Annotated in this window: 26 protein-coding genes; all 26 read right to left on the bottom strand. The window is 59.8% G+C overall.

Annotated elements, in window-relative coordinates; translation table 11 throughout:
* Positions 1–7: 7 nt before the first annotated feature.
* The gene (gene fliL / locus VY732_RS07985; protein WP_007920033.1) at positions 8–511 is read right to left on the bottom strand and encodes a flagellar basal body-associated protein FliL; all 504 of its coding nucleotides are present in this window, start codon (positions 509–511) and stop codon (positions 8–10) included.
* A 1,023-nt stretch (positions 512–1,534) separates the two neighbouring features.
* Positions 1,535–2,902 carry a flagellar hook-length control protein FliK gene (locus tag VY732_RS07980; protein WP_331695148.1) on the bottom strand — a complete coding sequence of 456 codons (1,368 nt, stop codon included), beginning with the start codon at positions 2,900–2,902 and terminating at the stop codon, positions 1,535–1,537.
* Between the two features lie 104 nt (positions 2,903–3,006).
* Positions 3,007–3,354, bottom strand: a complete 348-nt coding sequence (locus VY732_RS07975; RefSeq protein WP_331695147.1) for an Hpt domain-containing protein — start codon at positions 3,352–3,354, stop codon at positions 3,007–3,009.
* A gap of 31 nt (positions 3,355–3,385) precedes the next feature.
* The gene (locus tag VY732_RS07970) at positions 3,386–5,089 is read right to left on the bottom strand and encodes an ATP-binding SpoIIE family protein phosphatase (protein ID WP_331695146.1); all 1,704 of its coding nucleotides are present in this window, start codon (positions 5,087–5,089) and stop codon (positions 3,386–3,388) included.
* Between the two features lie 5 nt (positions 5,090–5,094).
* Entirely contained in the window at positions 5,095–5,400 is a 306-nt protein-coding gene (locus VY732_RS07965; protein WP_331695145.1) for an STAS domain-containing protein, read from the bottom strand.
* 190 nt (positions 5,401–5,590) lie between these two features.
* Positions 5,591–6,043 (bottom strand): flagellar export protein FliJ, encoded by a 453-nt coding sequence (gene fliJ / locus VY732_RS07960; protein WP_077571659.1) that lies wholly within the window; start codon positions 6,041–6,043, stop codon positions 5,591–5,593.
* Positions 6,044–6,049: 6 nt separating this feature from the next.
* Complete coding sequence (gene fliI / locus VY732_RS07955) at positions 6,050–7,408, bottom strand: flagellar protein export ATPase FliI (RefSeq protein WP_077571658.1); 1,359 nt, start codon at positions 7,406–7,408, stop codon at positions 6,050–6,052.
* Positions 7,398–8,204, bottom strand: coding sequence for a flagellar assembly protein FliH (fliH, locus tag VY732_RS07950; RefSeq protein WP_077571657.1), 807 nt, complete (start codon positions 8,202–8,204; stop codon positions 7,398–7,400). Before fliH ends, fliI begins: the two co-directional genes overlap by 11 nt.
* Positions 8,205–8,208: 4 nt before the next feature.
* Positions 8,209–9,228 (bottom strand): flagellar motor switch protein FliG, encoded by a 1,020-nt coding sequence (fliG, locus tag VY732_RS07945; protein WP_007958288.1) that lies wholly within the window; start codon positions 9,226–9,228, stop codon positions 8,209–8,211.
* Entirely contained in the window at positions 9,221–11,008 is a 1,788-nt protein-coding gene (fliF, locus tag VY732_RS07940) for a flagellar basal-body MS-ring/collar protein FliF (protein ID WP_077571656.1), read from the bottom strand. The genes fliG and fliF overlap by 8 nt, the downstream gene beginning before the upstream one ends.
* A gap of 15 nt (positions 11,009–11,023) precedes the next feature.
* A complete protein-coding gene (gene fliE, locus VY732_RS07935; protein WP_077571655.1) occupies positions 11,024–11,353 on the bottom strand; it encodes a flagellar hook-basal body complex protein FliE in 330 nt (109 codons plus the stop codon).
* 128 nt (positions 11,354–11,481) lie between these two features.
* The gene (locus VY732_RS07930) at positions 11,482–12,873 is read right to left on the bottom strand and encodes a sigma-54-dependent transcriptional regulator (protein WP_077571654.1); all 1,392 of its coding nucleotides are present in this window, start codon (positions 12,871–12,873) and stop codon (positions 11,482–11,484) included.
* 5 nt (positions 12,874–12,878) lie between these two features.
* Entirely contained in the window at positions 12,879–14,087 is a 1,209-nt protein-coding gene (locus VY732_RS07925) for a sensor histidine kinase (protein ID WP_442968562.1), read from the bottom strand.
* A 110-nt stretch (positions 14,088–14,197) separates the two neighbouring features.
* On the bottom strand, positions 14,198–15,673 hold the full coding sequence (locus VY732_RS07920) for a sigma-54 dependent transcriptional regulator (protein ID WP_007920053.1): 1,476 nt from the start codon (positions 15,671–15,673) through the stop codon (positions 14,198–14,200).
* A 172-nt stretch (positions 15,674–15,845) separates the two neighbouring features.
* Positions 15,846–16,142, bottom strand: coding sequence for a hypothetical protein (locus VY732_RS07915; protein WP_007920054.1), 297 nt, complete (start codon positions 16,140–16,142; stop codon positions 15,846–15,848).
* Positions 16,143–16,152: 10 nt separating this feature from the next.
* Positions 16,153–16,548, bottom strand: a complete 396-nt coding sequence (fliS, locus tag VY732_RS07910; protein ID WP_064119541.1) for a flagellar export chaperone FliS — start codon at positions 16,546–16,548, stop codon at positions 16,153–16,155.
* Positions 16,549–16,678: 130 nt separating this feature from the next.
* A complete protein-coding gene (gene fliD / locus VY732_RS07905) occupies positions 16,679–18,139 on the bottom strand; it encodes a flagellar filament capping protein FliD (RefSeq protein WP_077571652.1) in 1,461 nt (486 codons plus the stop codon).
* Between the two features lie 82 nt (positions 18,140–18,221).
* A complete protein-coding gene (locus VY732_RS07900) occupies positions 18,222–18,578 on the bottom strand; it encodes a flagellar protein FlaG (RefSeq protein ID WP_077571651.1) in 357 nt (118 codons plus the stop codon).
* Between the two features lie 73 nt (positions 18,579–18,651).
* Entirely contained in the window at positions 18,652–19,503 is an 852-nt protein-coding gene (locus VY732_RS07895) for a flagellin domain-containing protein (RefSeq protein WP_077571650.1), read from the bottom strand.
* Between the two features lie 245 nt (positions 19,504–19,748).
* Positions 19,749–20,015, bottom strand: coding sequence for a hypothetical protein (locus VY732_RS07890; protein ID WP_116033149.1), 267 nt, complete (start codon positions 20,013–20,015; stop codon positions 19,749–19,751).
* Complete coding sequence (locus VY732_RS07885; protein WP_331695144.1) at positions 20,012–21,301, bottom strand: motility associated factor glycosyltransferase family protein; 1,290 nt, start codon at positions 21,299–21,301, stop codon at positions 20,012–20,014. Before VY732_RS07885 ends, VY732_RS07890 begins: the two co-directional genes overlap by 4 nt.
* An 87-nt stretch (positions 21,302–21,388) precedes the next feature.
* On the bottom strand, positions 21,389–22,315 hold the full coding sequence (locus VY732_RS07880; RefSeq protein WP_212622702.1) for a ketoacyl-ACP synthase III: 927 nt from the start codon (positions 22,313–22,315) through the stop codon (positions 21,389–21,391).
* Positions 22,316–22,541: 226 nt separating this feature from the next.
* Positions 22,542–23,594 (bottom strand): pseudaminic acid synthase, encoded by a 1,053-nt coding sequence (gene pseI / locus VY732_RS07875; protein ID WP_150692181.1) that lies wholly within the window; start codon positions 23,592–23,594, stop codon positions 22,542–22,544.
* Entirely contained in the window at positions 23,587–25,092 is a 1,506-nt protein-coding gene (gene pseG / locus VY732_RS07870) for a UDP-2,4-diacetamido-2,4,6-trideoxy-beta-L-altropyranose hydrolase (protein ID WP_331695143.1), read from the bottom strand. Before pseG ends, pseI begins: the two co-directional genes overlap by 8 nt.
* On the bottom strand, positions 25,089–25,784 hold the full coding sequence (pseF, locus tag VY732_RS07865) for a pseudaminic acid cytidylyltransferase (protein ID WP_331695142.1): 696 nt from the start codon (positions 25,782–25,784) through the stop codon (positions 25,089–25,091). The genes pseG and pseF overlap by 4 nt, the downstream gene beginning before the upstream one ends.
* Positions 25,781–26,401 carry a pseudaminic acid biosynthesis-associated methylase gene (locus tag VY732_RS07860; RefSeq protein WP_331695141.1) on the bottom strand — a complete coding sequence of 207 codons (621 nt, stop codon included), beginning with the start codon at positions 26,399–26,401 and terminating at the stop codon, positions 25,781–25,783. Before VY732_RS07860 ends, pseF begins: the two co-directional genes overlap by 4 nt.
* Between the last annotated feature and the right edge of the window lie 31 nt (positions 26,402–26,432).

The raw sequence follows: 26,432 nt of genomic DNA, 5'->3' as shown, positions 1-26,432 counted from the left end.
CGTGTTCCTACTGCAGTACGAAATTAGTGAAAAGCAACTGTTCGATCACCACTTTGCCCAGCTCTTTCTGCGCCACTTCCTGGACGCTGGCGGTGGCCTTCTGGCGCAACATCTCTTGGCCGACCGGGGTCGCCAAGGTGGCGAAATCCTGACCGGAGAAGAGCATCACCAGGTTGTTGCGGATTACCGGCATGTGCACTTTGAGCGCTTCCAGATCGGCCTGATTACGCGCCAGCATGGTGATGCTCACCTGCATGTAGCGCTGACGGCCATTCTGGTTGTAGTTGGCGACAAACGCCGGCGCCATCGGCTCGAAAATCGCTGGCTGCTTGCCGACAGGCGCTGCATCAGCGGCCTCGGCAGGCTTGCTCTGGGCGCTGTGCATGAAGAACCAGGTCGCCCCCACGGATGCACCAATGGCCAACAGCAACGCCAGCACGATCACAATGATCAGCTTGAGTTTGCCTTTGGTTGCGGGGTCTTTCACTGCTGCGGTTTCGCTCTTCGCCATGCCAATAATCCGTCACTATTCGGGTTTTCACAGTCGCACGGCAAGGCAAGAGCAAGTGTTATGCCAGAAGTGTCGGTGATGGTAGAGACAACGCTAAAGTCAAAGGCACCCTCACCCCAGCCCTCTCCCGGAGGGAGAGGGAGCCGACCGAGTTGTTTTGTCGTGATACGTCGATCTGAATTACCGAGTCGACTATGGATTCACAGCAGAAGTATCCGGTCGGCGTACTTCGCGAGCATCCCCCAATCAGTCCCCTCTCCCTCTGGGAGAGGGCTAGGGTGAGGGTTTTCAAGAGGCCGACCGAGGTGCCAGACGTCAAACATCGACCTGAAAGACCGCGTCGATTAGGGAGTCATCCATCAAGTCTTGGCGATCATGGATTCACAGACGCTATTTCAAGTCGGTGTAAATCTCCAATATCCCCCAATCAGTCCCCTCTCCCTCCCGGACAGGGCTAGGGTGAGAGTTTTCAGGAGGCTGACCGAGGTGTCAGACGTCAAACATCGACCTGAAAGACCGCGTCGATTAGGGAGTCATCCATCAAGTCTTGGCGATCATGGATTCACAGACGCTATTTCAAGTCGGTGTAAATCTCCAATATCCCCCAATCAGTCCCCTCTCCCTCTGGGAGAGGGCTAGGGTGAGGGTTTTCAAGAGGCCGCCCGAGGTGTCAGACGTCAAACATCGACCTGAAAGACCGCGTCGATTAGGGAGTCATCCATCAAGTCTTGGCGATCATGGATTCACAGACGCTATTTCAAGTCGGTGTAAATCTCCAATATCCCCCAATCAGTTCCCTCTCCCTCTGGGAGAGAGCTAGGGTGAGGGTTTTCAGGAGGCCGACCGAGGTGTCAGACGTCAAACATCGACCTGAAAGACCGCGTCGATTAGGGAGTCGTCCATCAAGTCTTGGCGATCGTGGATTCACAGACGCTATTTCAAGTCGGTGTAAATCTCCAATATCCCCCAGTCAGTCCCCTCTCCCTCCGGGAGAGGGCTAGGGTGAGGGGCTCTTGATTTTGATCAGGCGTAATAGTCGACCGCGCTGCTGCCAATCACGCTAGTAGTTTGCGCAGCGGCCTCAGCAATGGTGGCAGGGGCCAATTCTTCATCCGCCGAATCGAGGCGACCGCCGGCAGCGCGGGTGCGACCACTCTGGCCCTGCTGCGCCTGTTCCTGCTGACCCTGCCAGCCACGGCTCTGGTCGGAGACATTGACGTCGACCTGGCCCATGCCCTGCTGGTTGAACATCTCGCGCAGACGATGCATCTGCCCATCCAGCGCTTCACGCACGCTCGGGTGCGCACTCATGAACGTCACTTGCGTCTGCTGATCCGGGACCATGTTGACGCGGATATCCAGGCGCCCCAGTTCGGCCGGTTGCAACTGAATATCCGCCGCCTTGAGATTGGCGCTCGACAGATACATGACGCGGTTGACCACTTCTTCAGTCCAGCCGCTCTGATGCATGGCGATCGGCTGGTTCACCGGCACCGCGTTTGCAGTCTTCGGCGTGGCAGCTTGTGTCAGGGCCGCCAGACGGTTGGCGAAGTCATCCACGCGGGTATCGCTGGTCGCATTCTTAAGGTCTTTGAGGCCGTCGTCGATCAAGCCGCTGAAGGCTTTGTCGCCGCCCTGACTGGTGCTGTCCTTATCGGCTTGCACGTCGAGCATGCTGGCCATGCCGGCGGCGAAGTTTTGCGCTGCAGTCAATTCGCCGTCGGCCTGAGCCTGAGCCGGCGAAGCCTTCGGTTGCGCCTGGCTGGTGGCGGAAATGTGCCCGCCCTGCTCCATCGCCATGCGCACGGCCGGCATCGAGTCGAGGGGATCAGCCGAAGGGTCGAAATCGCTGTCGGTGGTCGGCGTCGGATCTTTGACCACACCCGGCAATGCGGCAAGTGCCGGGGTTTCGGTTTCTGGCTGGGCCGGGGCAACCGCAGCCGGGGCCTGCGCCACGGGGGCCGCGACCACCGGCTGCACAGCGACGGCCAACGCCGGATCGAGCGTCGGGTCAACCGGCGCGGCATCAACCACTGGGGTCTGAGGAGTGTCGGTGCTGTCGTCGCTGCTGGCGGTGGTGGTGTCATCGGTCGCGGCGGTTTTGTCGGCAGGCAAGTCGTTGCCGCTATCGGCAACCACCGGTTGCGCAGCGGCAGACTGATCCTTGCCAACATCCTTTTTGCCACTGTTGTCTGCGACCTTGTCGCGCGACGCCTTGGACGAATTGTCCGCAGCCGCAACAGGCTTGCTCGATCCCTGATCGGCGAACACTTTCGCGAAGCTTGAGGCTTTATCCCCGGTATCTACGGCCATGGCCGACGTTTTGGCAGAGGCAGCTTGCGCCTTGGCCTGAGCGGCATTCTGAAGAAGGATGTTGGGGGTCGCAGGCATGAAACGGTCTCCGCTGCACTGGGATCGTAGGTACAGTTGCGGAGATATCTGCAAGTGCCGGGCCAGTTTTGTCCGGCGCCTCAGAAAAGCGCCGGACGGCGGGATCAGTGAGTGTGAGCGGGATGTTTTTCGCTTTCGTAAACCGGGCGCACTTCGGCAAATTCGCCACTGATCTCAGCGACCAGTTTGACTATTTCCGCCGTGCTCTTGTCTTTGGCGTCCGATTCGAGTTCCTGGCAGAGCGCCGCCAAGCGCACAGCTCCCATGTTGCTGGCGCTGCCCTTGAAACTATGGGCAACTTCCGACAACACCTTGGCATCAGAGGTCTTTTGCAACTCGCCCAAGCGACTTTCGGAATCCGTCAGAAAGGTATCCAGAAGCTCCGGATAACCCTCCTCCATGACTTCGCGCAGTACGCTCAGCGTCTCGCGATCAATATGTTTGTCAGTCACTTGTTCACTCCTTGATCAAGAATTGCGCGGATTATGCCTCAACCCCCCAGGAAAACTCCACGCGGGCACTACGACCTTCGTCCGACCAACTGGCGTTGCGCCCCAATTGCCGGACCAGACTGACGCCGCGTCCCGACAAACGGACGCCGTCCAGCGGCCGCTCCATGACCCGCGCCACATCAAAACCCTTGCCGCTGTCTTCGACACGAATCACCAGACAACCGCCCTCGCCTTGTGGCTGCACCTGCAAATGCACGCGTACGAAACCGTCCTGCAGCGCCTCCAGCCGATCATTGCGCTGCTGATAGTAGCGAGCGAAACCCGCCGCATCGCGCTTGAGGCTGGAATCCAGACCCAGCACGCCGTGCTCCAGCGCATTGGAATACAACTCGGCCAGCACGCTGTATAAAGCACCACTCTGCGCCCGCAGCCCATGCACCTCAAGCAGCAACTGCAACAGGTACGGCAACGGATTGAAGCGTTTGAGCGTGGCACCACGGAATTCGAAGCTCACCGACCAGTCGAGCGGGCACGACTGGCCGCTGTCGGAATACACCGGCGCCGACGGCTTGACCTGCGCCGGCTCCAGCAGGCTGACCTCGACCATGCTCACGTCGTCGCGGGCCTCTCCGCGAAAATCCCGCAGCGCCTGCTCGATGTCCTCGAACAAGCGATCCGGCTCGCGGTTGGCGGCGAACACCTGCTGTAAACGCTCGACACCGAACAGTTGATCACTGGCATCGCTGGTGTCGATCACCCCGTCGGACAACAGAAACACACGATCACCGGCGGCCATCGGATGCACTTCCGTACGGTCGTCGAACGCCTGCGCGCTGAGCACGCCCAACGGCAAATGCCGCGCCGCCAGCGGCACACGTTCGCCCGTGGCAATCCGATGCAGATAACCGTCAGGCATGCCGCCGTTCCACACTTCGACCGAACGCCGCTGAAAACTCAGGCACAGCAGCGTGGCGCAGCAGAACATATCCACCGGCAGGATGCGTTTGAGCTTGGCGTTCATTTCGCGCAGGGTTTCGGCGAGGCCGTAGCCCTTGGCAGTCATGCCGTAGAAGACTTCGGCGAGCGGCATGGCGCCCACTGCTGCCGGCAGCCCGTGACCGGTGAAATCGCCGAGCAGCACATGCATGTCACCGGCCGGCGTGTAGGCTGCCAGCAGCAGGTCACCGTTGAACAGCGCATAAGGTGATTGCAGGTAGCGAATGTTCGGCGCGCTGAGGCAACCGGAATGCGCGACCTTATCGAACACGGCTTTGGCCACGCGCTGTTCGTTGAGCAGGTAATCATGGTGTTTAGCGATCAAGTCGCGCTGTTGCAAGACAGTTGCCTGCAAACGGCGCAAGCGATCCATCGCCTTGATTTTGGCGGCAAGGATCACCTGGTTGTAGGGCTTCGCCAGAAAGTCGTCACCACCGGCCTCAAGACAACGGGCCAGCGCTTCGCTTTCGGTCAGCGAGGTGAGGAAGATGATCGGCACCAGGGTTTCGCCCGCCAGCGCCTTGATCTGCCGCGCAGCCTCGAAGCCGTCCATCACCGGCATCAGCGCGTCCATCAGCACCAGATCGGGTTGCTGCCGGCGAAACAGATCGACCGCCTCGGCACCGTTGGCCGCCGTCAGGACTTCATGGCCCTGGCGACGGACGATGGTCGACAGCAATAAGCGATCGGCGGCACTGTCTTCGGCGATCAGGATGGTCAGCGGCTCTTGCGCCAGCATGGCCGTCAACTGATGTCGAAGAGCTTGTCGAAATTGGAGATGGCGAGGATCTTGCGCACGTCGGAATTGCTGTTGACCACGCGCACGTCCGAGCTATCGCCGCCGGCGTGATCGCGCAGCAGGAGCAGCATGCCCAGTGCGGAGCTGTCGAGGTAGGTGGCCTCTTTCAGGTCGACCACGATGGAGTCAGGCTTCTTGGCAAGATGCTCATAGGACTCGCGAAATTCCTGATGGCGACCAAAATCAAACCGCCCCCTGACCGAAATCGTCAGTTTTTGACCATCTGGAGAGACTTCTGTAACGACTGACATTGACTGGCTTCCTTGTCATTGACGAACCTGTACAAGGTTTAGCACTTGCACAGGGTTGCAGCAAGGCGCAACGCAGGAACAAATGTGGGAGCGAGCCTGCTCGCGAAGGCGTCGTGCCAGTCAACAATTGAGTCAACTGACCGAATGCATTCGCGAGCAGGCTCGCTCCCACAGGGTCTGGCGGTGCGTTTTAGAAGGGATTCTGTCGTGGCAAACGCTGGGACAACTCATCAAGCAATTTCTGCTCGCGCTTGTCCTCAAGGCGTTGCGCCTCTTCGCGATAACGCTGCACCAGTTTGCGCAGGCCTTCGACCTTGGCAAACGCCTGTTGCCATTCCTCACGGGCCTTGTCGAGCTTGTTCTGGTGCCAGACCAGGCTCTGCCGCTGCTGGTCGACGGCGGTGTCGAGTTGCGCCAGAAAGCCCTGAAAACCGAGCAGCCATTGCCCGCTCACGCCGGTGCTGCCGCGCACGATCCATTGCTGCGAGTAATCCAGCCGGAAGGCATTGAGGTCAGCCAGCTTGCTTTCCGCGACTTTCACCTGGCCCTGAAAATAGCCCAGCCGTTGTACGGCAGTTTTCTCGGCCTGTTCGGCCATGTCCACCACCGGCGCCAGACGCGCGGCTCGACTGACGGCGGCCATGAGCGGTTAGCCGCCCGCCGCAGGGGCAAACAGGGTTTCGAGGTAAGCCTGGCTTTCGCCCATGTTGATTTTGTCGTTGAGGCCCTGACGCTGGTACCGGACCAGCTGCGGTTGCAGGGAGATCGCCAGATCGGTCTCGCGGTCGCCACCGGCAACGTAGGCGCCGACGCTGATCAGGTCGCGGCTCTGCTGATAACGCGACCACAACTGCTTGAAGTATTGCGCGCGCTGCATGTGGTCCGGCGAGACCACCGCCGGCATTACCCGGCTGATCGACGCTTCGATGTCGATGGCCGGATAGTGTCCCTCTTCGGCCAAGCGCCGGGACAGCACGATGTGGCCGTCGAGTACGCCTCGGGCCGAGTCGGCAATCGGGTCCTGCTGGTCATCGCCTTCGGACAGCACGGTGTAGAACGCGGTAATCGAACCACCGCCCTTCTCTGCGTTACCGGCGCGCTCCACCAGTTTCGGCAATTTGGCGAACACCGACGGCGGATAACCTTTGGTCGCTGGTGGCTCGCCGATGGCCAGAGCAATTTCCCGCTGCGCCTGAGCGAAACGGGTCAGCGAATCCATCAGCAACAGGACGTTCTTGCCCTTGTCGCGGAAATATTCGGCGATGCGCGTGCAGTACATCGCGGCGCGCAGACGCATCAACGGCGCATCGTCCGCGGGCGAAGCAACCACGACGGAACGCTTGAGGCCTTCCTCACCGAGACTGTGCTCGATGAACTCCTTAACTTCTCGACCCCGCTCACCGATCAGACCAACGACGATAATGTCGGCCTCGGTGAAGCGCGTCATCATGCCCAGCAGTACCGATTTACCGACACCGGTACCGGCAAACAGACCCAGACGCTGACCACGACCGACCGTCAGCAAACCGTTGATGCAACGGATGCCGACGTCCAGCGGCACGCTGATCGGGTCACGGTTGAGCGGGTTGATCGTCGGGCCGTCCATCGGCACCCAGTCTTCGGCCTTCATGCCGCCCTTGCCGTCCAGCGCACGTCCGGCGCCATCGAGCACGCGACCGAGCATGCTCATGCCCATCGGCAAGCGCCCGGTATCAGCCAGTGGCACCACGCGGGCGCCGGGGGCGATGCCGGCAACGCTGCCGACCGGCATCAGAAAGACTTTGCTGCCGGAAAAACCCATGACTTCCGCTTCCACCTGCGACGGGTGATAGCTGTCGTCATTGATCACCAGGCAGCGCGTGCCCATGGCCGCGCGCAAGCCTTCGGCTTCAAGGGTGAGGCCGACCATGCGCAGCAGGCGGCCTTCGAGAATCGGCGCGCCGGCAATCTCGGTGGCCTCAGCGTAAGTGCTCAGGCGCTTGGCGAAACTGGTGCGTTCAAGGCGCATCGGGGTCGTCCGCGAGCGGCTCTTCGGGTGCGGCCGCCGGTTTTACGTCTTCTGGAATGTCCAGGCTCAGATCCGCTTCAGCCGGGTGCAAAGCCTGTTCGTGCAACTGATCGAACAATTTCGCCATGACCTGAGCGACGCGGGTTTCAATGCTGGCGTCGATGCGGCTGTGCTCGGTTTCAACCCGGCAGCCACCCGCCAACAGCGATTCATCTTCGACGATGCGCCAGGTTTCCTCATGACGTTCGCGCAAGGCCTTGGCCTGTTCGAAGTCCTGCGGATTGACGTACAGACGCACGTTTTCCACACCCAGCGGCAACAGCTTGAGCGCATCGCGCATGACGTGTTCGATCTGGCTGGAATCGATGGCCAGTTCGCGCTTGATCACCTGTTTGGTGATGTGCTGCACGAGGTCGACCAGCGATTTTTCGATCTGCGTGTCTTGCTCAGCGATGGGTTCGAACAGGTTCGCCATCAACTGCTCAAGACTGGCAAGTTTTGCCGCCAGCGCCACTTCAGCTTCCTGACGGACCTTGAGCGTGGCGCTGTGAAAACCTTCTTTTTCGCCGATGCCGAAGCCTTCGTTGTAAGCCTCCTGACGGATGCTTTCGAGTTCTTCCAGGGTCAGTGGCTGGACTTCTTCCAGCGGCACTTCTTCCATTTCCGGCGGTTCGGGTTCCGGCTCGGGCTCGGGTTCCGGCTTCGGCGGGTCGAAGCTGGGCATGGCCCAGGATTCGAAACCACGGACATCGCGGGCACGGATCAGATCCGTCACATCGTCGTCGTGCTTGTCCATGGGCTTAGATCATTTCCTCGCCACCTTTGCCACCGAGTACGATTTCGCCGGCTTCGGCCATACGACGGGCAATGGTGAGGATTTCTTTCTGCGCGGTTTCGACGTCGCTGACGCGCACCGGGCCTTTGGCCTCGAGGTCGTCGCGCAACAGTTCGGCGGCACGTTTGGACATGTTCTTGAAGATCTTTTCTTTGACGCCTTCGTCCGAACCCTTGAGGGCCAGCACCAGCACGTCGGAAGACACTTCGCGCAGCAACGCCTGAATGCCACGGTCGTCGACATCGGCAAGGTTGTTGAACACGAACATGAGGTCTTCGATCTGACCGGACAGGTCTTCGTCGACTTCGCGGATCGAGTCCATGAGCTGGCCTTCGATCGAGCTGTCGAGGAAGTTCATGATGTCCGCCGCACGCTTGATGCCACCCAGGGTGGTGCGCGAGGCATTCGAGTTACCGGAGAACTGCTTCTCGAGAATCTGGTTGAGCTCTTTCAATGCCGCTGGCTGTACGGTGTTCAACGACGAGACGCGCAGGATGATGTCCAGACGCACCTTGTGGTCGAAGTTGCCCAGCACTTCACCGGCCTGATCCGGGTCGAGGTACGCGACCACGATTGCCTGGATCTGCGGGTGTTCGTAACGGATCACGTCGGCAACCGCGCGCGGTTCCATCCATTTCAGGCTGTCGAGGCCACTGGTGTTGCCACCGAGCAGGATACGGTCGATCAGGCCGTTGGCCTTGTCTTCGCCTAATGCCTGGGTGAGCATTTTGCGCACGTAGTCGTCGGAACCGACGCCGAGGCTGGTCTGGTCGCCGACGATGTCGACGAACTCGCTCATGACCTGCTCGACCTGTTCGCGATGGACGTTGCCCATCTGGGCCATGGCCACACCCACACGCTGAACCTCTTTCGGGCCCATGTGGCGCAGCACTTGCGCAGCATCGGTCGAACCCAGGGACAGCAGCAGAATTGCGGCTTTGTCGACCCGGGACAGTTTAGCGACAGCGGCTCGGTTATCACTCATCTGCGTTAATCCACTCTTTCACGACCTGGGCCACGCGACCCGGGTCTTCTGCCACCAGACTCTTGATTGCATTCAGTTGCGCGTCATAACCCTCACTTGGGCTCGGCAACAGAATGCTCTGCGGACCACCGAGGCTCACGCGGTCGTTGGAAAGTTCGCCGTCCAGGCCGCCCATCCCGCCGAGTTCCACGTCGCTGCCAAGACCGGCCAGCTCCTTGCCTTTGCCGCCGCCGGTGATGTTGTTAAGCACCGGACGCAGCACACCAAACACCAGCACCAGAATGAACAACACACCCAGCACTTGTTTGACGATGTCCCAGAACCATGGCTGGGAGTAGAACGGAATATCGGCAATCACTTCACCGCGCTCGGCGGAGAACGGCATGTTGATCACGCTGACGCTGTCGCCACGGCTGGCGTCGAAACCGACGGCGTCCTGAACCAGACGGGTGAAGCGCGCCAATTCGTCGGCGTTCCATGGCGCACGGGTGGTTTCGCCATTGGCCGCGTTGACTTTGACCTGATCGTCGACAACCACCGACACCGACAGACGATTCAGGCGACCCTGCTGCTGTTTGGTGTGGCTGATGGAACGGTCGAGTTCGAAGTTCTTGGTCGATTGTTGACGCTTGTCGGCCGGGTACGGCGCGAGCATTGGCTGGCCGGTGGCCGGGTCCATGATCTGCTGACCGTTGGCATCAACCAACGGCTGACCTGGCTGCACCATGGCGGCTGGCGCTGCGGCACCACCGGTGGTTTGCGGTGCCGAGGCTGGCGACGGCGGCTGGTTGCTCAGGGCACCCGGCACACCTTGCGGGCCATTGCTGGCGGTGCGTTGTTCGTTGACCGATTGTTCGCTGCGCAACGCCGGTTGATCCGGGTTGAACTGCTCGGCGGTCGACTCGACAGCGTTGAAATCGATGTCAGCGGAAACTTCCGCCTTGTAGCGATCGTTGCCCAGTACCGGTTGCAGAATGTTGTGCACGCGCTGGGTGAGCATGCTTTCCATGCGGCGGCTGTAATCGAACTGCTTGCCGGCCATGGTCATTTCGGAGTTTTCCGCCTGATCGGAGAGCAAAGTGCCCTTCTGGTCGACGACGGTGATCTGCGATTTGCTCAACTCGGGAACGGAAGTCGCGACCAGGTTGATGATCGCAATCACCTGACCCGGCTCCAGCGAACGACCGGAGTACAACTCAACCAGAACCGAAGCACTTGGCTTGCGTTCGTCACGGACAAACACCGAGCTTTTCGGAATCGCCAGATGCACGCGGGCACCCTTGACGTTGTTCAGGCTGGAAATGGTCCGCGCCAGTTCACCTTCGAGGCCGCGACGATAACGCGTCGCTTCCATGAACTGACTGGTGCCCAGACCCTGTTCCTTGTCGAGGATTTCGAAACCGATATTGCCGTCGCTGGGAGTGACACCAGCAGCGGCGAGTTTCATCCGCGCACGGGACAGGTCATCGGCCTTGACCAGCAAGGCACCGGAGTTCGGTTCGACGTTGTAAGGAATGTCGGCGGCGGCCAGGGTGTCCATGACCTGTTTGGCGTCCATGCCGGCAAGGCTGCCGTACAACGGACGGTAATCCGGCTGCTGCGACCACAGCACCACGGCAAAGCCAATCGCCACGCTCGCAGCCAGGCCGACCAACAGGCCTACCTGACGCAGCATGGTCATCTCGGAGAGGTTTTCCAGGAAGGACAGGCCGAACAACGGCGGTTTGCCGTCTATCGGGGTGGCCTTGGCCGGAACGTTATCGGCGACTGCTTCTGCCATGACTCAATCTCGTCCTTAAACCGGCATCTGCATGATGTCTTGGTAAGCCTGAACCAGCTTGTTGCGCACCTGGGTCAGAGCCTGGAACGACACGCTGGCTTTTTGCGAAGCGACCATCACATCCGTCAGATCGACGCCGCTCTTGCCCACTTCGAATGCGTTGGCCAACTGAGTCGACGCGGTCTGGGTATCGCTGACCTTATTGATCGCCTGACCGAGCATGTCGGAAAAGCTGCTGCCCGCCAGTTCAGGGACAGCGGTCGTCGATTTCGGTGCAGACATGGCGTCCATTTTCATGGCCTTCATGTCCATCATCAACCGATTAAATTCAATACCTTGGCTCATGGTCTACTCTCTTGGGCGGCCCGCAATTTTTTGACACTCACTCGGCGGGTACACAGGTATTAGCAACAAGGGTGCCAGCTCATGGGCACCCCTTTCAGAAAAGCGTTTTCAAATCGTTGCACCAGACGTCAGGTGGCGAACAGATAACCTTCGACGTCCATCCCGGCATCGCGCATTTGCGCCAGCTTGTAACGCAGGGTGCGCGGGCTGATACCGAGTTTTTCCGCCGCTTCTTTGCGTCGGCCGCGCTCGGCGCGCAGGGTGTCGATAATCATCTGAAACTCCCGGCGGCGCAGGTCATCGCCCAGTGCGCCGGCCGAATCCGCTTCGATTTCCACCTCGCGAATCACCGATGACAGCGGCGCGGCGACGGGCATCGCGGTGTACGTCACGGGACCGGCCAGACAGAAATCCTGCGGCTGAATCAAACCGCCCTGCTGCAGGATCAGCGCACGCTGAATGGCGTTATCCAGCTCACGCACATTGCCCGGCCACGGGTACGCGGTCAGACACGCTTGCGCGTCAGGCGAAAGTTTCGCCGCCGCGTGCTTCATTTTATTGACGTGTTTGGCCAGCAACCTTTCGGCCAGCGGCAGGATATCGGCAGTGCGCTCGCGAAGTGGACGCCAGGCCAGTGGGAAAACCGACAGACGGTAAAAAAGGTCCTCACGGAAACGTCCCGCCGCCACTTCGCCGGCCAGATCACGGTTGGTGGTGGCGACCACGCGAATATCCAGAGCAATCGGTTTACGCGCACCCACGCGCTCGACCTCGCGCTCCTGCAACACACGCAGCAGTTTGGCTTGCAGACCGAGGGGCATTTCGGAGATTTCGTCGAGCAGCAGCGTGCCGCCGTCGGCCTGTTCGAACTTGCCGGCCTGCGCCGCGATGGCGCCGGTGAACGAACCCTTTTCGTGGCCGAACAACGTGGCTTCGAGCATGTTGTCCGGGATCGCCGCACAGTTGATCGCAATGAACGGCTGACTGGCGCGATGGGACTGCTGATGAATGTAGCGCGCCAGCACTTCCTTACCGGTGCCGGATTCGCCAGAGATCAGCACCGTGGAATCACTGCGCGCCACCCGCGCTGCCAACTCGAGCAATTGCGCACTGGCCGGCTCGACCGCCACCGGACCTTCGCCGTCACTTGCACCGATGCTGCCCAACGCATGCCGCGCCACCAGATCGAGCAGAGCCTTGGGCTCAAAGGGTTTGACCAGATAGTCCGCCGCCCCCTGGCGCATCGCATCGACCGCGCGCTCGACCGCACCGTGCGCCGTCATCAGTAACACCGGCAATTGCGGTTGGCGGGCGCGCAGCAGGGCGAGCAATTGATGACCGTCCATGCCGGGCATGTTGACGTCGCTGACCACCAGATTGAACGCTTCGCGCGCCACCGCCGTCAGCGCCTCCTCGGCGCTCCCGACCGCGTGGTAATCGTGACCGGCGAGCAACAACGTGTCGGCCAGCGCCTCGCGCAATGAGCGGTCATCCTCGACCAGCAAAACCTTGATGCCCATGTCTTTTACTCAGCTCCGTGTACAGCGGAAAACAGCGGCAGGATCACCTGCGCGCACGTGCCGCGCCCGACCCGCGAACGCAGCAGCAATTCTCCCTGATGCGCCCGGGCCACTGCCTTGACTACGGTCAGGCCCAGACCGGTGCCGGTGACTTTGGTGGTAAAAAATGGCTCGCCGAGCCGCGCCAGAATCGCCGGCTCGATGCCGCTGCCACTGTCGCTGATGCTCAAGCGCAGGCTGTTGTCGCGGGTGTAGCAATGGACTTTCAGACGGACGTTGCCGGCACTCGCCTGAATCGCGTTCTCGATCAGATTCAACAGCGCGCCGACCAGCGTGTCGCGATTGCACAGCAATTCACCGGCATGACTGTCGCACTGCCAGCGGATTGGCAGATCCTGCACATGGGTCAACGCCGCCGCTTGCAGCGCCTGCATCAAGGCATTCGGGGTCAGGCGATCGGTCAGCGGCAATTCACCGCGAGCAAACACCAGCATGTCGCGTACTTGATGCTCAAGCTCATGCAGACGTTCTTTCAGGCGTCCGGCGAAACGCTGCTGAGTGGCCACCGGCAATTCCTGCTCAGTCAAATGACTGGCGTAGAGCAAAGCGGCAGACAGCGGCGTGCGGATCTGATGGGCCAGCGAGGCGACCATGCGGCCCAGTGAGGACAAACGCTCATGGCGCGCCAGTTGGTCTTGCAGATGACGGGTTTCTGTCAGGTCGTTGAGCAGCACCAATTGCCCCGGCTCGGCGTCCAGCGAGCGGGTGGCAATCGACAGGCGTCGACCGTTTTTCAGGGAAATTTCATGACCGTCGTCTTCGCGCGGGGCGAAGCAGCGTGCAATCACCTGGCGCCACAGCTCGCCCTCAAGCGGCAGACCGAGCAGTTCGATGGCGGCCGGATTGGCTTCACGCACCATGCCGTGACCGTCAATGACGATGACGCCACCGGGCAACAGATCAAGGAGGTTTTGCAGACGGTTGGCCAAGCGTTCTTTTTCCGCCAGCTCCTGCATGCGCTGGGCGCTGACCACCGCCAGCTCCCCCTTGAGCTCGGTCACCCGTGCTTCAAGCATGCTGTAGGAGTCAGTGAGTTGGCTGGACATCTGGTTGAACAGTTCGAATGCCTGCTCAAGGCCCTGTCGGCTCGCCTGCTCTACGGAGGACGGTTGCCCCTCGGGACTGGAGGCAGAAGACATCTGGGCTTGGGGCATTGTGCTTTCTCGCTTGGCTGACCGTCAGTTAAACGGAACGTTGCGAGGGCTGTAGCAATACCCGTGCCTAAAAAAAACCACTTATAAATGAAGCGGTTGAAAAACAGGCGTCAATCCTCCGCCTGTTCATCTCCATCGCGGCGGCTCATGCCGTACTTGCGCATCTTCTCGACCAGGGTGGTACGACGGATACGCAGACGCTCAGCGGCACGCGCGACAATGCCATTGGCATCGTCCAGCGCCTGTTGAATCAGGCCCTGTTCCAGACCGCCGAGGTAGTCTTTCAGGTCCAGGCCTTCCGGCGGCAGCATGGCATTGGCGGTGAAGTCCGGCGTATGGCCATTGATCGCCACACGCTCTTCGAGATCACTGCGCAGGCTGTCGACCATTTGCTCGTCTTCGTCATCGACGTAGCGGAATTTCTTCGGCAGCTCGACCACGCCGATCACCCCGTACGGATGCATGATCGCCATGCGCTCCACCAGGTTGGCCAGTTCGCGGACGTTGCCCGGCCAGCCGTGACGGCACAGCGACATGATCGCCGCCGAGTTGAAACGGATCGAACCACGTTTCTCGTGCTCCATGCGCGAGATCAGCTCGTTCATCAACAACGGAATGTCTTCGACGCGCTCACGCAGCGGCGCCATCTCGATCGGGAACACGTTCAGGCGATAGTAGAGGTCTTCGCGGAAGGTGCCGATCTCGATCATGCTTTCGAGATTCTTGTGCGTTGCGGCAATGATGCGCACATCGACGCTCTGGGTCTTGTTGCTGCCCACGCGTTCGAAGGTGCGCTCCTGCAGGACGCGCAGCAGTTTGACCTGCATCGGCAGCGGCATGTCGCCGATTTCGTCAAGAAACAGCGTACCGCCATTGGCCAGTTCGAAACGACCGGCACGGCTGGTGATCGCACCGGTGAAGGCGCCCTTCTCGTGGCCGAACAATTCGCTTTCGAGCAGCTCTGCCGGGATCGCCCCGCAGTTGACCGGCACGAATGGCGCATCGCGACGCTTGGAGTGGTAATGCAGGTTGCGCGCAACCACTTCCTTGCCGGTCCCGGACTCGCCGAGGATCAGCACGCTGGCGTCGGTGTCGGCCACTTGCTGCATCATCTGGCGCACGTGCTGTATCGCCCGACTGGTGCCGACGAGGCTGCGGAACAGATTGGGTTCGCGATGACGACCGCGCTCACGGGCCTGGTCATACATCTCGCGATAGACCTGGGCACGGTGCAGGGAGTCGAGCAATTTGCTGTAGCTGGGTGGCATTTCGAGGGTCGAAAGCACGCGGCGACGCTGATCTTCAGGCAGGTCAACGGAAGAATTATCGCCCATCAACAAAACCGGAAGGAACTCATCCCAGGTTGAGAGTGTCTTTAGCAAGCCCAAAAGCGCACCAGGAGCATTAACCGTCCCGATCAGTACGCAAATGACCTCACGACTAGACGACAAAGAGCCGACTGCCTGCTGCCAGTCATGGCTGCCGCAGGGTAAATTTTCTTCGCCAAGAAAATTTAGAATCACCGCCAGGTCGCGGCGGCGGACGCTATCGTCATCGATCAGCAGAATTTTGGTTTCACGCCACATGCAATAGCAACTTCCCTAGTCAACTCAATGCCCAAAATAAGGGGCAAGCGAGACGCTTGCAGGACACCATGTGCCTGTAGACGCCTGAAATCTGAAAACAGCCACTAGTTAAGTCAAAAAACCGTGCACAGTCAAATTTATGGCGCACATGTCTGGATTAACTGGAGGTTAATTAACCAAACAGATGGTAAACCTTTGCCGCCTTTTGCGCTTGGGTGATCTGCGACATCTCGTTGGCTATCGCCTGCCGCTCACCCATCGCCACCTCAAGAAGCTCCTTGTAGACGTGGAGCAACTCCTCAAGATTGTTGCGCAACGCGTCTTCATCCAGTGCAGCTTCAGCCATGACGTCTTCCATGCAGGAACGGCAAGCCAGATCCAGCTCGCCAATGGCTTCCCAATTGCGTTCGGCCAGCGCAGTGACCAACGCTTCACGGGTATCGGCGATTCGCTGCAATACAAGACTCATGGTGATCTCCTTAAAACTGGGGGCCTGGCGGAGCAATGCCGTCCCAACCTTCCTTCACGGTGCGCAGCAGCCCGGCAACTTCGTCGAGAATCTTCGGATCACTCTTGATGTTGGCCTCAGCCAGTCGCTTCATCATGTAGATGTAGAGCTGGTTGAGCTCAGCAACCGAATCGGCGCTGTTTTCCAGATCCAGACCTTCACACAAGCCACCAATGATGCCCACGGCCTTGCTGATGGCCGTGCACTTGGCAGCAATGTCCTTGCGCTCAATCGCGCCCTTGGCCTCAGCGATACGCCCCAGGCCACCTTCCATCAACATTTGCACCAGGCGGTGCGGGCTCGCTTCGGACGTCTGTGCATGTGCGCCGACTTTCTGGTATTGCCGAAGGGCTAACATCGGATTCATGTTCTACCTCATTGCCACATTGACTCGTATAACCAGTGTATCGCCAACGAATCAGAGAACTTTAGATCAAAAAGACAAAAACCCGGCACACGCCGATAAAGCGTAGCCGGGTTTTTGTCGTGCCTGTCTGTTACTTCGCGGACTGCTGAGCGTTCAGCGAGCTGAAGAACGACGTGATGTTACTCGCCGTCGCCTTCATCTGGCCTACCAGCAAGTCCATGGCGTTGTACTTGGCAGTCAACGTCTTGGTCAGGTTCTCGACACGCAAATCCAGCGCCGCTTGCTGGTCGGTCAGGTTTCTGGTGTTTTTAGTGAGAATGGCCATGCGCTGATCAAGCAAGCCGACGCCGTTAATGCTACCCGCTGGCGGCTTGAGATACGGATCAACCACCTTGCTCATGCGCGTCAGCAGACCATTGGTGTCGTCGGTGCCGGTAAACAACTGCTGAACCTGGCCGGTCATGCCTGGCTGCGCCATGGTTTTGGTGAAAGCAGCGGTATCGAACTTCAGGTTACCGGTGTCGCGGTCGGTCATCACACCCAACTGCGACAGCACCGACAACGGGCCGCCAGCGCCTGTTGCCGTCAACTGTTCACGAATATCGGCAATCAGTGCGCGCGGCATCGCGTCGCCGGTGAACGCCGCTTGCACGGTCAGCTTGCCATCGGCATCCGGCGTCGCCTTGGACAGCGTATCGATGGTGGTCTTCAACGTGTTGTAAGCGTCGACGAACGACTGAATCGATGTCTGCAGGCCTTTGGTGTTGGCGTCCACGCTGACCACAGTCGGCGTCGCAGCATTACCCACGACAGGACTGACCGTCGTCAGGTTCAGGGTCAAGCCACTGATTGCGCCGGTCACCGTATTGCTTTTGCTGGTGACTTCAAGGCCGTCGATGGTCAGCTTGGCGTTTCCCGCAACGTCGTTGACAGCGCCTGAAGCGCCTGCAGCCGGGCTAGCGCCCATCTTCTGGGTGCCATCGATTTCCAGACCGGCTATACCGCTGACTTTGAGGTCAGAACCTTCGCCGGTCTTGCTCGAACTGATCACCAGGCGCGACGAACCGGAGCTGTCGGTCACGATGTTGGCGGAAATCCCGTTGGCGCCCTGAGCCTTGTTGATGGCGTCGCGGGTGGTTTGCAACGTGGCATTTGCCGGAATGTCGACATTGTAATCAGTGCCATTCTGACTGATTTTCAGGGTACCACTCGGAATGGCACTGGCGGCACCGCCGGCGAAAGAGGCGCTGGCGATTTTCGAGCCAGTGGCCAATTGACTGACAACGACGTTGTAATTGCCCGTCACTGCGGTGCTGTCGGACGTCGCGCTCAGATTGGTATTGCTCGAAGTCGCGGTGAAGCCGGCAAAGGCAGGATTGGTCTTGCTGCCCAGATTGGTCATCGCCGTCTGGAACGTGGTCAATGCACTCTTCAGCGAACCGACGCCGGAAATCTTCAGCGTATTGGCTTTGGTCGCCGTATCGATCTGCGTCTGCTTCGGCGCCTTGTCGGCGTTGACCAGCGCAGTGACGATCGCACCGATGTCCAGGCCGGAACCCAGTCCGGAACCCGGTAGAATTGGACTTGCCATTTGCATCTCCCTTCAGATTGTTGCCATTCTTTTGACCGTTACCCGCGTCCTGAGAATGGACAAACATTATTCATGCCAGCTATCAGACTTTGGCGTCGAACAACACGTGGCTTGCATTGGCCAGGCTGTCTGCCAGCTTGAGAGCTTCTGCGGAGGGAATCTGTCGAACGACCTCACCCGTCTCGCTTGCGATCACCTTGACGATGACCTTGCCGGAATGCTCGTCGATAGAGAACTCCAGATTGCGCTTGATCGATTGAACAAACTTCTCGATCTCCTGCACGGCCAGCTTCAACTTGGCATCGTCCGTATCCTGACTCTTGGCAGTGGCCGGAGCTTCAGTCTTGGCAACCTTAGGCGTTTCTGACGGTTTGTCAGCAACCGGCGCTACTGGCTTGGGAGCCGGATAAGACTGGTTAAGCTTGACGCTCATGTCCATGCTCATCACCTCCTAACGTAAAAAGGCGAGAGAGCACGACCAGCGCACCCTCCCGCCCAAACTTGTTCCGATATTACTGAAGCAGCTTCAGTACAGCGGAAGGCAGTTGGTTGGCTTGAGCCAGAACGGAGGTCGAAGCCTGCTGCAGAGTTTGCTGCTTGGTCAGGTTAGCAGTTTCTGCGGCGAAGTCGGTGTCTTGTACACGACCCTGAGCAGCGGTGGTGTTCTCAACGATGTTCTGCAGGTTGGAGATGGTGCTGGTCAGACGGTTTTGCGAAGCACCCAGGCTCGAACGAGTGCTGTTGATCGCGGCAATTGCAGCGTCGATCGCGGTGATTGCGTTGTCGATGTTGGCAGCAGCGCCCGATACGCTTGCACCGGTCAGAACTACAGTACCGCTACCTACGGACAGGCTGACGGCGTCGAACTTGGAGCTCAGTACCAGGTCGATGTGGTTAGCCGAACCGGTGTTTGCGCCCACTTGCAGGGTCACAGTACCAGCCGAACCGTCCAGCAGGTTTTTGCCGTTCAGGTTGGTGGAAGCAGAGATACGGGTCAGTTCGTCCGACATCTGGGCGAATTCGTCGTTCGTTGCTTTCTGGTCGATGCTGCCGTTGGTACCGGTACGGGCTTTAACAGCCAGTTCACGCATACGCTGCAGAATGTCGGTCGAAGCTTGCAGAGCGCCTTCAGCGGTCTGAGCAACGGAGATACCGTCGTTGGCGTTCTGGATCGCCTGGTTGCCACCACGGATCTGGGAAGTCATACGGGTAGCGATCTGCAGGCCAGCGGCGTCGTCTTTAGCGCTGTTGATTTTCAGGCCGGAAGACAGGCGCTGCATCGAAGTCGACAGAGCGTCGGAAGCGCGGTTCAGGTTTTTCTGAACGTTCAACGACGTGGTGTTGGTGTTTACTGTTAAAGCCATGACGAATTCCTCGTTGGTTGGGTACTGCGGCTTCCGGCCCTGGCAACCGCCGGGTATGGCCTAGAGAACCTTCGTAATAGTTATCGTCGGGTTTGCAGGTTGCTTGAGGGCTTTTTGAAAAAAATTTGCCATCACCCTGCCACTCCCAAAAAAACAAGGGCTTAGCGCACCCCGCCCACGAAAAAATGACGCCATAAAACTGCCCATACCAACAACCCTTGTGCCAGAGCGGTCGCCCCCCGCCCTCAGCGCTGCGCACCGTCCAGCAATTCAATCAGCTCATACTCGATGAAATCGGCGAGCCCCAGCCAATCCTGGCGTTCCTGACACGCCAGGATGTGTGTCAGCACCTGTGCCCACGACTGCTGGACATCCTCACGGGCGAGCGAAAAAAACTGCTGCGCCTCATCGAACACATCGACCATGGTCAGCGCCGCTTCGACATCACGGCCCAAACGAAACAATCCCGCACATTGCCGGCAGGCGCTGATGCAATTCACTTGCGCACTCATTGCACAAACTCCGGATTGAATTGTGTGCCCACGATCATCGCGCCCGCCCGACTGCTGTTAAGGAAGCTGACTTCTGGATGCAACGCGATATAACGCTCCAGCACGCACAGGTAGCCACGAAAATTCAACTGCGTCCGGACACGTTCGCCATTGCCGTCACGCACCCAGTGCCGAGCCTGCTCCAGCGCTGGCCCCAGATCGCCATCGTCCCAGCCGGCATGTGTCTTGTTCATCGGGAAGGCAAAGTCGGCGCCGAACAGCGTGATGCGCGTGCCGCCCATTTTCACCGCCAGATCCACGGCGGGGTGAATCACGCTGCCGCCGGCATTCAATTCGGCTCGTGGGTGTTGCTGACGCAACATGGCGTAGACGGGGCTGGCGGTATAGGCACCATAGCGTTTGCCCTTCCAGGCCTTCAACACCGTCGGCGAGCTCATGGGCAGGTACACCAGCGGGATGCCGTCCGACTCCTCGAAAGGCAAGTGCCGAAAGCTGATCAATCGATCGATCGTCACCACCAGATCGGGGATGATCCCGTGCTGACGCAAAGGCCGATAAGCCGTGTCGACACAAATGAACAGCGGCCGCTCGGCCTGAGCGCGGACCGCCGCCAGTCGTTCAAAATGGCCTTCCAGGCTCGGCCCGGTGCCGATCACATAGATTTCGCGGCCGATGCAGGTGTCAAACAATTGCGCCACGTCATCATCGGCAAGCAGCACCTCCAGGCTATCGCGCAAGCGCTGCTGGATCGCCGGCAATTGCGGATCGAACTCGCGATTGTTGAAACTCAGGTGAACCTCATTGACCAGCCGATCACGAATCTTCGCGCTGAAGTCATCGGCCAGGAGCATTTCCGCGGGCAGCGCAAAAAACGGCGTGTAGATATCTGCATGATCGCCGGCATACATCAGCTCGACTCTGGGGTCTTCAAGCCATTGCCGCTGATCGAGCAACTGCAGAACCAGGGCAAACAAGGCACCGTTGAGGATGTGCACGTACAACCGCTCAAGTGCCGCGCGTTCCAGCAACACCGACGGCAGGTCGCCAAGGCCGGTGCCGTAGACGTGCAACCGAGGTTTTTCCGCCAGGCTGGCTGCCTGGACCCGGGCCTCGTGGATCCGGTCGTGACGACTGGTCAGTTGAATCCCGTCGACACTCAGCGTAGAGCCCAGGCCTTGCACCAGCTCGGCGTGAATGACCGAAGTGTCTTCAGCCAGCAATCGTGCAAACAGCGCCGGCCAGCGCCGCTGCAACACCTCGGCATTGGCTTGGAAAAACTCGCTCATGGCGCCTCGCGCTCCCTTACAGGCAAAAAAATAGCGTTCAAGGTTAACCTTGAACGCTATTTTTGTATCCGCCGTTTTTGCTCTGGCTCAAGGGCGGTAGATGATCGCCGAGCCCCACGACAGACCGACACCAAAACCGCTCAGCGCAATACGCTGCCAATCGGAATCGATGACGTGTTTTTCCAGCAGCAACGGAATGCTCGACGACACGGTATTGCCGGTCTCGACCATGTCCTTGATGAACTTCTCCGGCTCGCCTTCGAAGCGCCGCGCCACGGCGTCGACAATTGCCGCGCTGCCCTGGTGAATGCAGAAGGCATCGATGTCATCGGCCTTCAGACCAGAATCATCGAGCAACTCATGCAAGTGTGCCGGGACTTTCAGCAACGCAAAGTTGAACACCTGACGACCGTTCATGAAGAACACGCCATCGGTGACTTTCAAGTGCGGCGCACCGGAGCCGTCAGTGCCGAACTTGGCCTTGCCCAGCGCCCAGACCGGATCTTCGCCCATCCACGTAGCGGTCGCGGCATCGCCGAACAGCATGGTGGTGTTGCGGTCTTCCGGGTCGACGATTTTCGAATACGGGTCAGCGGTGATCAGCAGGCCGTTCTTCAGGCCGGCGGCTTCCATGAAACCCTTGATCGCGTAGATGCCGTAGACATAACCGGAACAGCCCAGGGAAATGTCGAACGCCGCCACGTTGGTCGGCAGACCGAGTTTGTCCTGCACGATCGCGGCGGTATGCGGCAGGCCTTCTTCATCACCGTTCTGGGTGACGACGATCAGTGCATCGATCGATTCACGCTTTAGATCAGGGTTACTGGCAAACAGCGCATTGGCCGCTTCCACGCACAGATCGGAAGTTTCTTGTTCAGCGTCTTTGCGCGGCAGGAACGCCGAGCCGATCTTGCCAAGGATGAATTCTTCATCCTTCTCGAATTTTGCACCTTGTGCGTAATTGTCCACGCCGGCTACAGGAACGTAGCTCGCAATGCTTTTTATGCCAATCATTACGGCTTCCCAATAAAAAACAGCCCAAGACCACCGCTCGCAAGGATTTCGAGGGGCGCCGACAAACAGAAAACGGCCGCCACAACGGGCAGCCACGGGGAGCGCAAAGGGCTATCACTGGAATCGAAAACGAGCCAGGCGCCATCTCCCCGATCAATACAATACAGTGAAGATGCGCGTTATGACTCGCAGGTCACGCTATTTTGCCGAATCGGTGCAGATCGGCTTATTCGACCAACGACCAGTCCAGCGGCGTGCCACGCTTGATCGGCGCGCGCGCGCGGCGGCCGAGGACGGCGTCGGTGTGCTTGGGCGGCAGACCGAGACCGGGGCGAATGGCGCGCAGATTGTCCCCGGTAAAGGTGTCACCGGCCGCCATATCGGCGGTGACGTACAGCGAGCGGCGATAGACCAGCGACTTGCGCTCAGCCTCTGTGACGCCGTAATGCACCTGGCCCATGGCTTGCCAGGCGCGCTCGGTTTCCACCACCAGACTGGCCATTTCCGCTGGTTCCAGCGAGAAGCTCGCATCGACGCCACCTGCTGAACGGTCGAGGGTGAAGTGTTTTTCCACCACCGTCGCGCCGAGTGCCACGGCAGCTACGGACACACCGACGCCCATCGAGTGATCCGACAGCCCCACTTCGCAGCCGAACAACTCACGCAGATGCGCGATCGTGCGCACGTTGCTGTTGAGCGGTGTCGCCGGATAGGTGCTGGTACATTTGAGCAGCACCAGATCCTTGCACCCCGCCTCGCGGGCAGCGCGCACGGCTTCATCCAGCTCAGCGATGCTGGCCATGCCGGTGGAGATGATCAGTGGTTTGCCGGTGGCCGCGACGCGACGGATCAGCGGCAGATCGGTGTTTTCAAAACTGGCGATCTTGTAGGCCGGCACATCGAGGCTTTCGAGAAAGTCCACGGCGCTGTCATCGAACGGCGTGGAAAACGCGAGCATGCCCAGCTCTTTCGCTCGGGCAAAAATCGGCGCATGCCATTCCCACGGCGTATGGGCCTTTTCATACAGATCATAAAGCGAAGTGCCGGCCCACAGACTGCCCGGATCCTTGATGAAGAACTCGCCTTCAGCCAGATCCAGCGTCATGGTTTCAGCGGTATAGGTTTGCAGTTTCAAGGCATGCGCCCCGGCCTTGGCCGCTGCCTCGACAATTTGCAGGGCGACGTCCAGCGACTGGTTATGGTTGCCGCTCATCTCGGCAATGATGAATGGCGGCGCGTCGGCGCCGATCAAGCGGTTGCCGATCTTGAAACTAGTCATGCGGGTGATCCTTCAAAACACGGGTGAACGCACAGGCACTCTGAGTGAACCCGGCGTCACGAAACACATTCAACGAGGGACGATTGTCCGGCAACACCTGAGCGGTGATGACCTGCAGTTGCGGCCAGTGCGTAGCAACAAACGCCTCACCATGGGCCAACAGCGCCCTGCCCCACCCCAGGCCCATCCGCCCTTCAAGCAGGTAGATCGAGACTTCGGCTTCAAACCCGCGCAGGTCATAACGCACAACGCCGACCGCGCCGTCGTCCGCCTCGGCGATCAACAACAGGCGCTGCGGATTGCGCAAACTCGCCGTCAACCAGTTCAGGTGCTGCGGCCAGTCGATCACGCCGCCGTCCAGCGACCAGCGCCGTACCGTTTCGGCATTACGTCCATCGAACAGTAACTGCGCATCGTCCAGGGTCGCCGCGCGCACCTTGAGCACCGCACCGGCCAGTGCCACCGCAACTCGCTCGGCACCGCGCCCGTCGACCAGTCGTCGCGAGCGTTCGGCCAGGCTCTGGCGCAAATAACGATTGCCGGTGACAAAACCGATAGCGTCGCGCAATTGCTCGACACTGACCTGTTCACGGGCGCCCATGAACACATGCGCGCCTGCTGCCGCCATGACTTCGCCGTTGGCCTGCTGATTGTTCGACACGGCAATACAGATCGTCGGCAGCCCCATCGCCGCCCGCTCCCAACTGGTGCCGCCCCCGGCGCCGATAAACAGATCAGCCTCGGTCATGCGCTGGTAGAAGTCGCTGACAAAAGTGTGCAGACGCCAGTTCGGCCGTGTCTCGGACAAGGCCTGCATCTGCGCCCATGCCGGGTTATCGGCGCCAGCGACGAAGTCCACCTGCAACTCGGGAAAATCCGCCAGCGCGAGCATCGCGTGATGGGTTTGCCGCGCGGCATCGAAACCGCCGAAATTGACCAATACCCTTCGCGCCGAGGGTTTGATCTCGATGGCCGGGCAGCGGAATTCTTCGCGCAGCATGGCATAGCGTGGGCCGAGCAAGGTGCGACACCCTGCCGGCAACAGCGGCCGATAATTTTCGTGCAGGCCCGAGAGATTCTGATTGAGCAGCAGATCGACGCTGTAGCGCCGCGTAGCAAGATCATCCACTGCCGCAATCCGTGGCGCCCACTGTCGAGCAGCCGTTTGCCATTGGTGATCGAGGCCGTAGTGATCGACGATGACCCAGTCGAATTCGGCGCGCCCCTCGAGCACCGCCGCCAACGCGTCGATGTCAGCCTGCCACGGCAGCATCGATTCGATGGCCTGCTGTGGGTCTTCCGCGGCATAGCGCTCAGGCAGCGCAAAAGTCTCGAAGCCCTCGGCGCGCAAGGCAGCAAGGCGATGCCCCGGCAGACAGCGGCAGGCAAACGCGACGTGGCTGCCCTGCCCGCGCAACACTCGCGCCAGCGTCAGACAGCGGGCAATGTGGCCGCTGCCGATGGTTGGCGAGGCGTCGGCACGAATCAGCACTCTCATTGCAGCTCTCCACCGGCCTTGAGCGCGGCGTACAGATATTCGGCGCGTTTCCAGTCTTCAAGGGTGTCGATGTCCTGCACCAGATGTCGGGGCAGAATCACCGGCAGACTGGCTGGCGAATAGAGCACTTCGCCACGCAACCATGCGTCACTGCGCCCCCAGTAAAACTGGCCGGCGTCCTGAAACGCTTCGCGCAGATCCTGCGAACGGGTGTTGCGAAATTCGGGATACAACGCCGTCAAGGCGCCCTGCGCATCCAGCGTCAGTGCGCGCTGCACCGGAAAACCAAAACCGCACACGGAGAACGTGAATGACTTGTCTGGACGTTGCTCCAGCAACTCGATGCCCTGGCGCAGATAACGTGCCTGCAACAGCGGCGCCGTGGCATACACACAACAGGCGTAATCAAAGCCAGGCAATTGCTGCAGGGCGTGCACGATCACCGCTGCGGTACCGGTGAAATCATCGGCCAGCGCCGCCGGGCGCATAAACGGCACCTGCGCACCGTGCGCTCGCGCAACGTCGGCAATCTCGGCATCGTCGGTGCTGACCACCACCTGATCGAACAACCCGGAGTCGAGCGCGGTGCGAATCGAACGGACAATCATCGGCACACCGTCAAACAGCGCAAGATTCTTGCGCGGGATGCGTTTGCTGCCGCCACGGGCCGGGATGATTGCGACGTTGCTCAAGGGCGTTTTTCCAGCAGGAACCAAGTGATGTCGTCCGCCGGGAATTGCGGATCGCGGTGATAGACGAAACCATAATCGAGCAGGTGCAGATCGGCATAGCGATCGAGCATCTCGCCAGCGAAATCGCGTTTGAACAGCTTGCCGCTGTTGCCGCGATAAGGCACTTCCACCGGTGCCGGGTTGTAGTACTCGGCGATCAGAATGTAACGCCGGCTCAGCGCATACAACTGCGCGTACGCAGTCGCCAGCAACTCCGGCGCCAGATGAATCAGCACGCCTTTGCTCAGGCTCAAATCGTAGGTTCGCTCGCGGGGAAAGTCGAACAACGAGCCCTGCCAGATCTGCGCAATGCCCAGCGCCCGGGCCTGAACGCAGGCGCTTTCATTGATCTCGACGCCGAACAGTTCACTTTGCGGCAACAGTTGATGCAACGCTTGCAGGTTGTTACCGGCATTGGTGCCCAGTTCCACCACACTGTCGATGCGCCCGGCGCGACTCAGGGCCTTGGCGAACATCGCCAGACTGGCGGCCACCAGCGGCTGACCGATATTGCGCTCAACGTATTGGTTACCGAAATCGCCCTGCCAGAATTTTTCCTGCTCACTCAGATCACGCATTGCAGATACCCATCCATCGCCGCAGCGGCAA

Source organism: Pseudomonas sp. ZY71 (assembly GCF_036542145.1).
GTDB classification, from domain to species: Bacteria; Pseudomonadota; Gammaproteobacteria; order Pseudomonadales; family Pseudomonadaceae; genus Aquipseudomonas; species Aquipseudomonas koreensis_A.
This window is presented reverse-complemented; position numbering and strand designations above follow the sequence as displayed.

Coding starts and splice junctions, on each gene's coding strand:
- fliS (WP_064119541.1), bottom strand. CDS start 16,548: ATGAATCCGATGTTAGCCCTTCGGCAATACCAGAAAGTCGGCGCACAT.
- pseI (WP_150692181.1), bottom strand. CDS start 23,594: ATGACTAGTTTCAAGATCGGCAACCGCTTGATCGGCGCCGACGCGCCG.
- fliI (WP_077571658.1), bottom strand. CDS start 7,408: ATGCGCCTTGAACGCACCAGTTTCGCCAAGCGCCTGAGCACTTACGCT.
- VY732_RS07860 (WP_331695141.1), bottom strand. CDS start 26,401: ATGCGTGATCTGAGTGAGCAGGAAAAATTCTGGCAGGGCGATTTCGGT.
- VY732_RS07920 (WP_007920053.1), bottom strand. CDS start 15,673: ATGTGGCGTGAAACCAAAATTCTGCTGATCGATGACGATAGCGTCCGC.
- VY732_RS07980 (WP_331695148.1), bottom strand. CDS start 2,902: ATGCCTGCGACCCCCAACATCCTTCTTCAGAATGCCGCTCAGGCCAAG.
- VY732_RS07880 (WP_212622702.1), bottom strand. CDS start 22,315: ATGATTGGCATAAAAAGCATTGCGAGCTACGTTCCTGTAGCCGGCGTG.
- fliE (WP_077571655.1), bottom strand. CDS start 11,353: ATGAGCCAAGGTATTGAATTTAATCGGTTGATGATGGACATGAAGGCC.
- fliG (WP_007958288.1), bottom strand. CDS start 9,228: ATGAGTGATAACCGAGCCGCTGTCGCTAAACTGTCCCGGGTCGACAAA.
- VY732_RS07900 (WP_077571651.1), bottom strand. CDS start 18,578: ATGGACATGAGCGTCAAGCTTAACCAGTCTTATCCGGCTCCCAAGCCA.
- pseG (WP_331695143.1), bottom strand. CDS start 25,092: ATGAGAGTGCTGATTCGTGCCGACGCCTCGCCAACCATCGGCAGCGGC.
- fliF (WP_077571656.1), bottom strand. CDS start 11,008: ATGGCAGAAGCAGTCGCCGATAACGTTCCGGCCAAGGCCACCCCGATA.
- fliH (WP_077571657.1), bottom strand. CDS start 8,204: ATGGACAAGCACGACGACGATGTGACGGATCTGATCCGTGCCCGCGAT.
- VY732_RS07895 (WP_077571650.1), bottom strand. CDS start 19,503: ATGGCTTTAACAGTAAACACCAACACCACGTCGTTGAACGTTCAGAAA.
- VY732_RS07890 (WP_116033149.1), bottom strand. CDS start 20,015: ATGAGTGCGCAAGTGAATTGCATCAGCGCCTGCCGGCAATGTGCGGGA.
- VY732_RS07885 (WP_331695144.1), bottom strand. CDS start 21,301: ATGAGCGAGTTTTTCCAAGCCAATGCCGAGGTGTTGCAGCGGCGCTGG.
- fliL (WP_007920033.1), bottom strand. CDS start 511: ATGGCGAAGAGCGAAACCGCAGCAGTGAAAGACCCCGCAACCAAAGGC.
- VY732_RS07925 (WP_442968562.1), bottom strand. CDS start 14,087: ATGCCCCAAGCCCAGATGTCTTCTGCCTCCAGTCCCGAGGGGCAACCG.
- fliD (WP_077571652.1), bottom strand. CDS start 18,139: ATGGCAAGTCCAATTCTACCGGGTTCCGGACTGGGTTCCGGCCTGGAC.
- VY732_RS07965 (WP_331695145.1), bottom strand. CDS start 5,400: ATGTCAGTCGTTACAGAAGTCTCTCCAGATGGTCAAAAACTGACGATT.
- VY732_RS07930 (WP_077571654.1), bottom strand. CDS start 12,873: ATGGGCATCAAGGTTTTGCTGGTCGAGGATGACCGCTCATTGCGCGAG.
- VY732_RS07915 (WP_007920054.1), bottom strand. CDS start 16,142: ATGAGTCTTGTATTGCAGCGAATCGCCGATACCCGTGAAGCGTTGGTC.
- fliJ (WP_077571659.1), bottom strand. CDS start 6,043: ATGGCCGCCGTCAGTCGAGCCGCGCGTCTGGCGCCGGTGGTGGACATG.
- VY732_RS07970 (WP_331695146.1), bottom strand. CDS start 5,089: ATGCTGGCGCAAGAGCCGCTGACCATCCTGATCGCCGAAGACAGTGCC.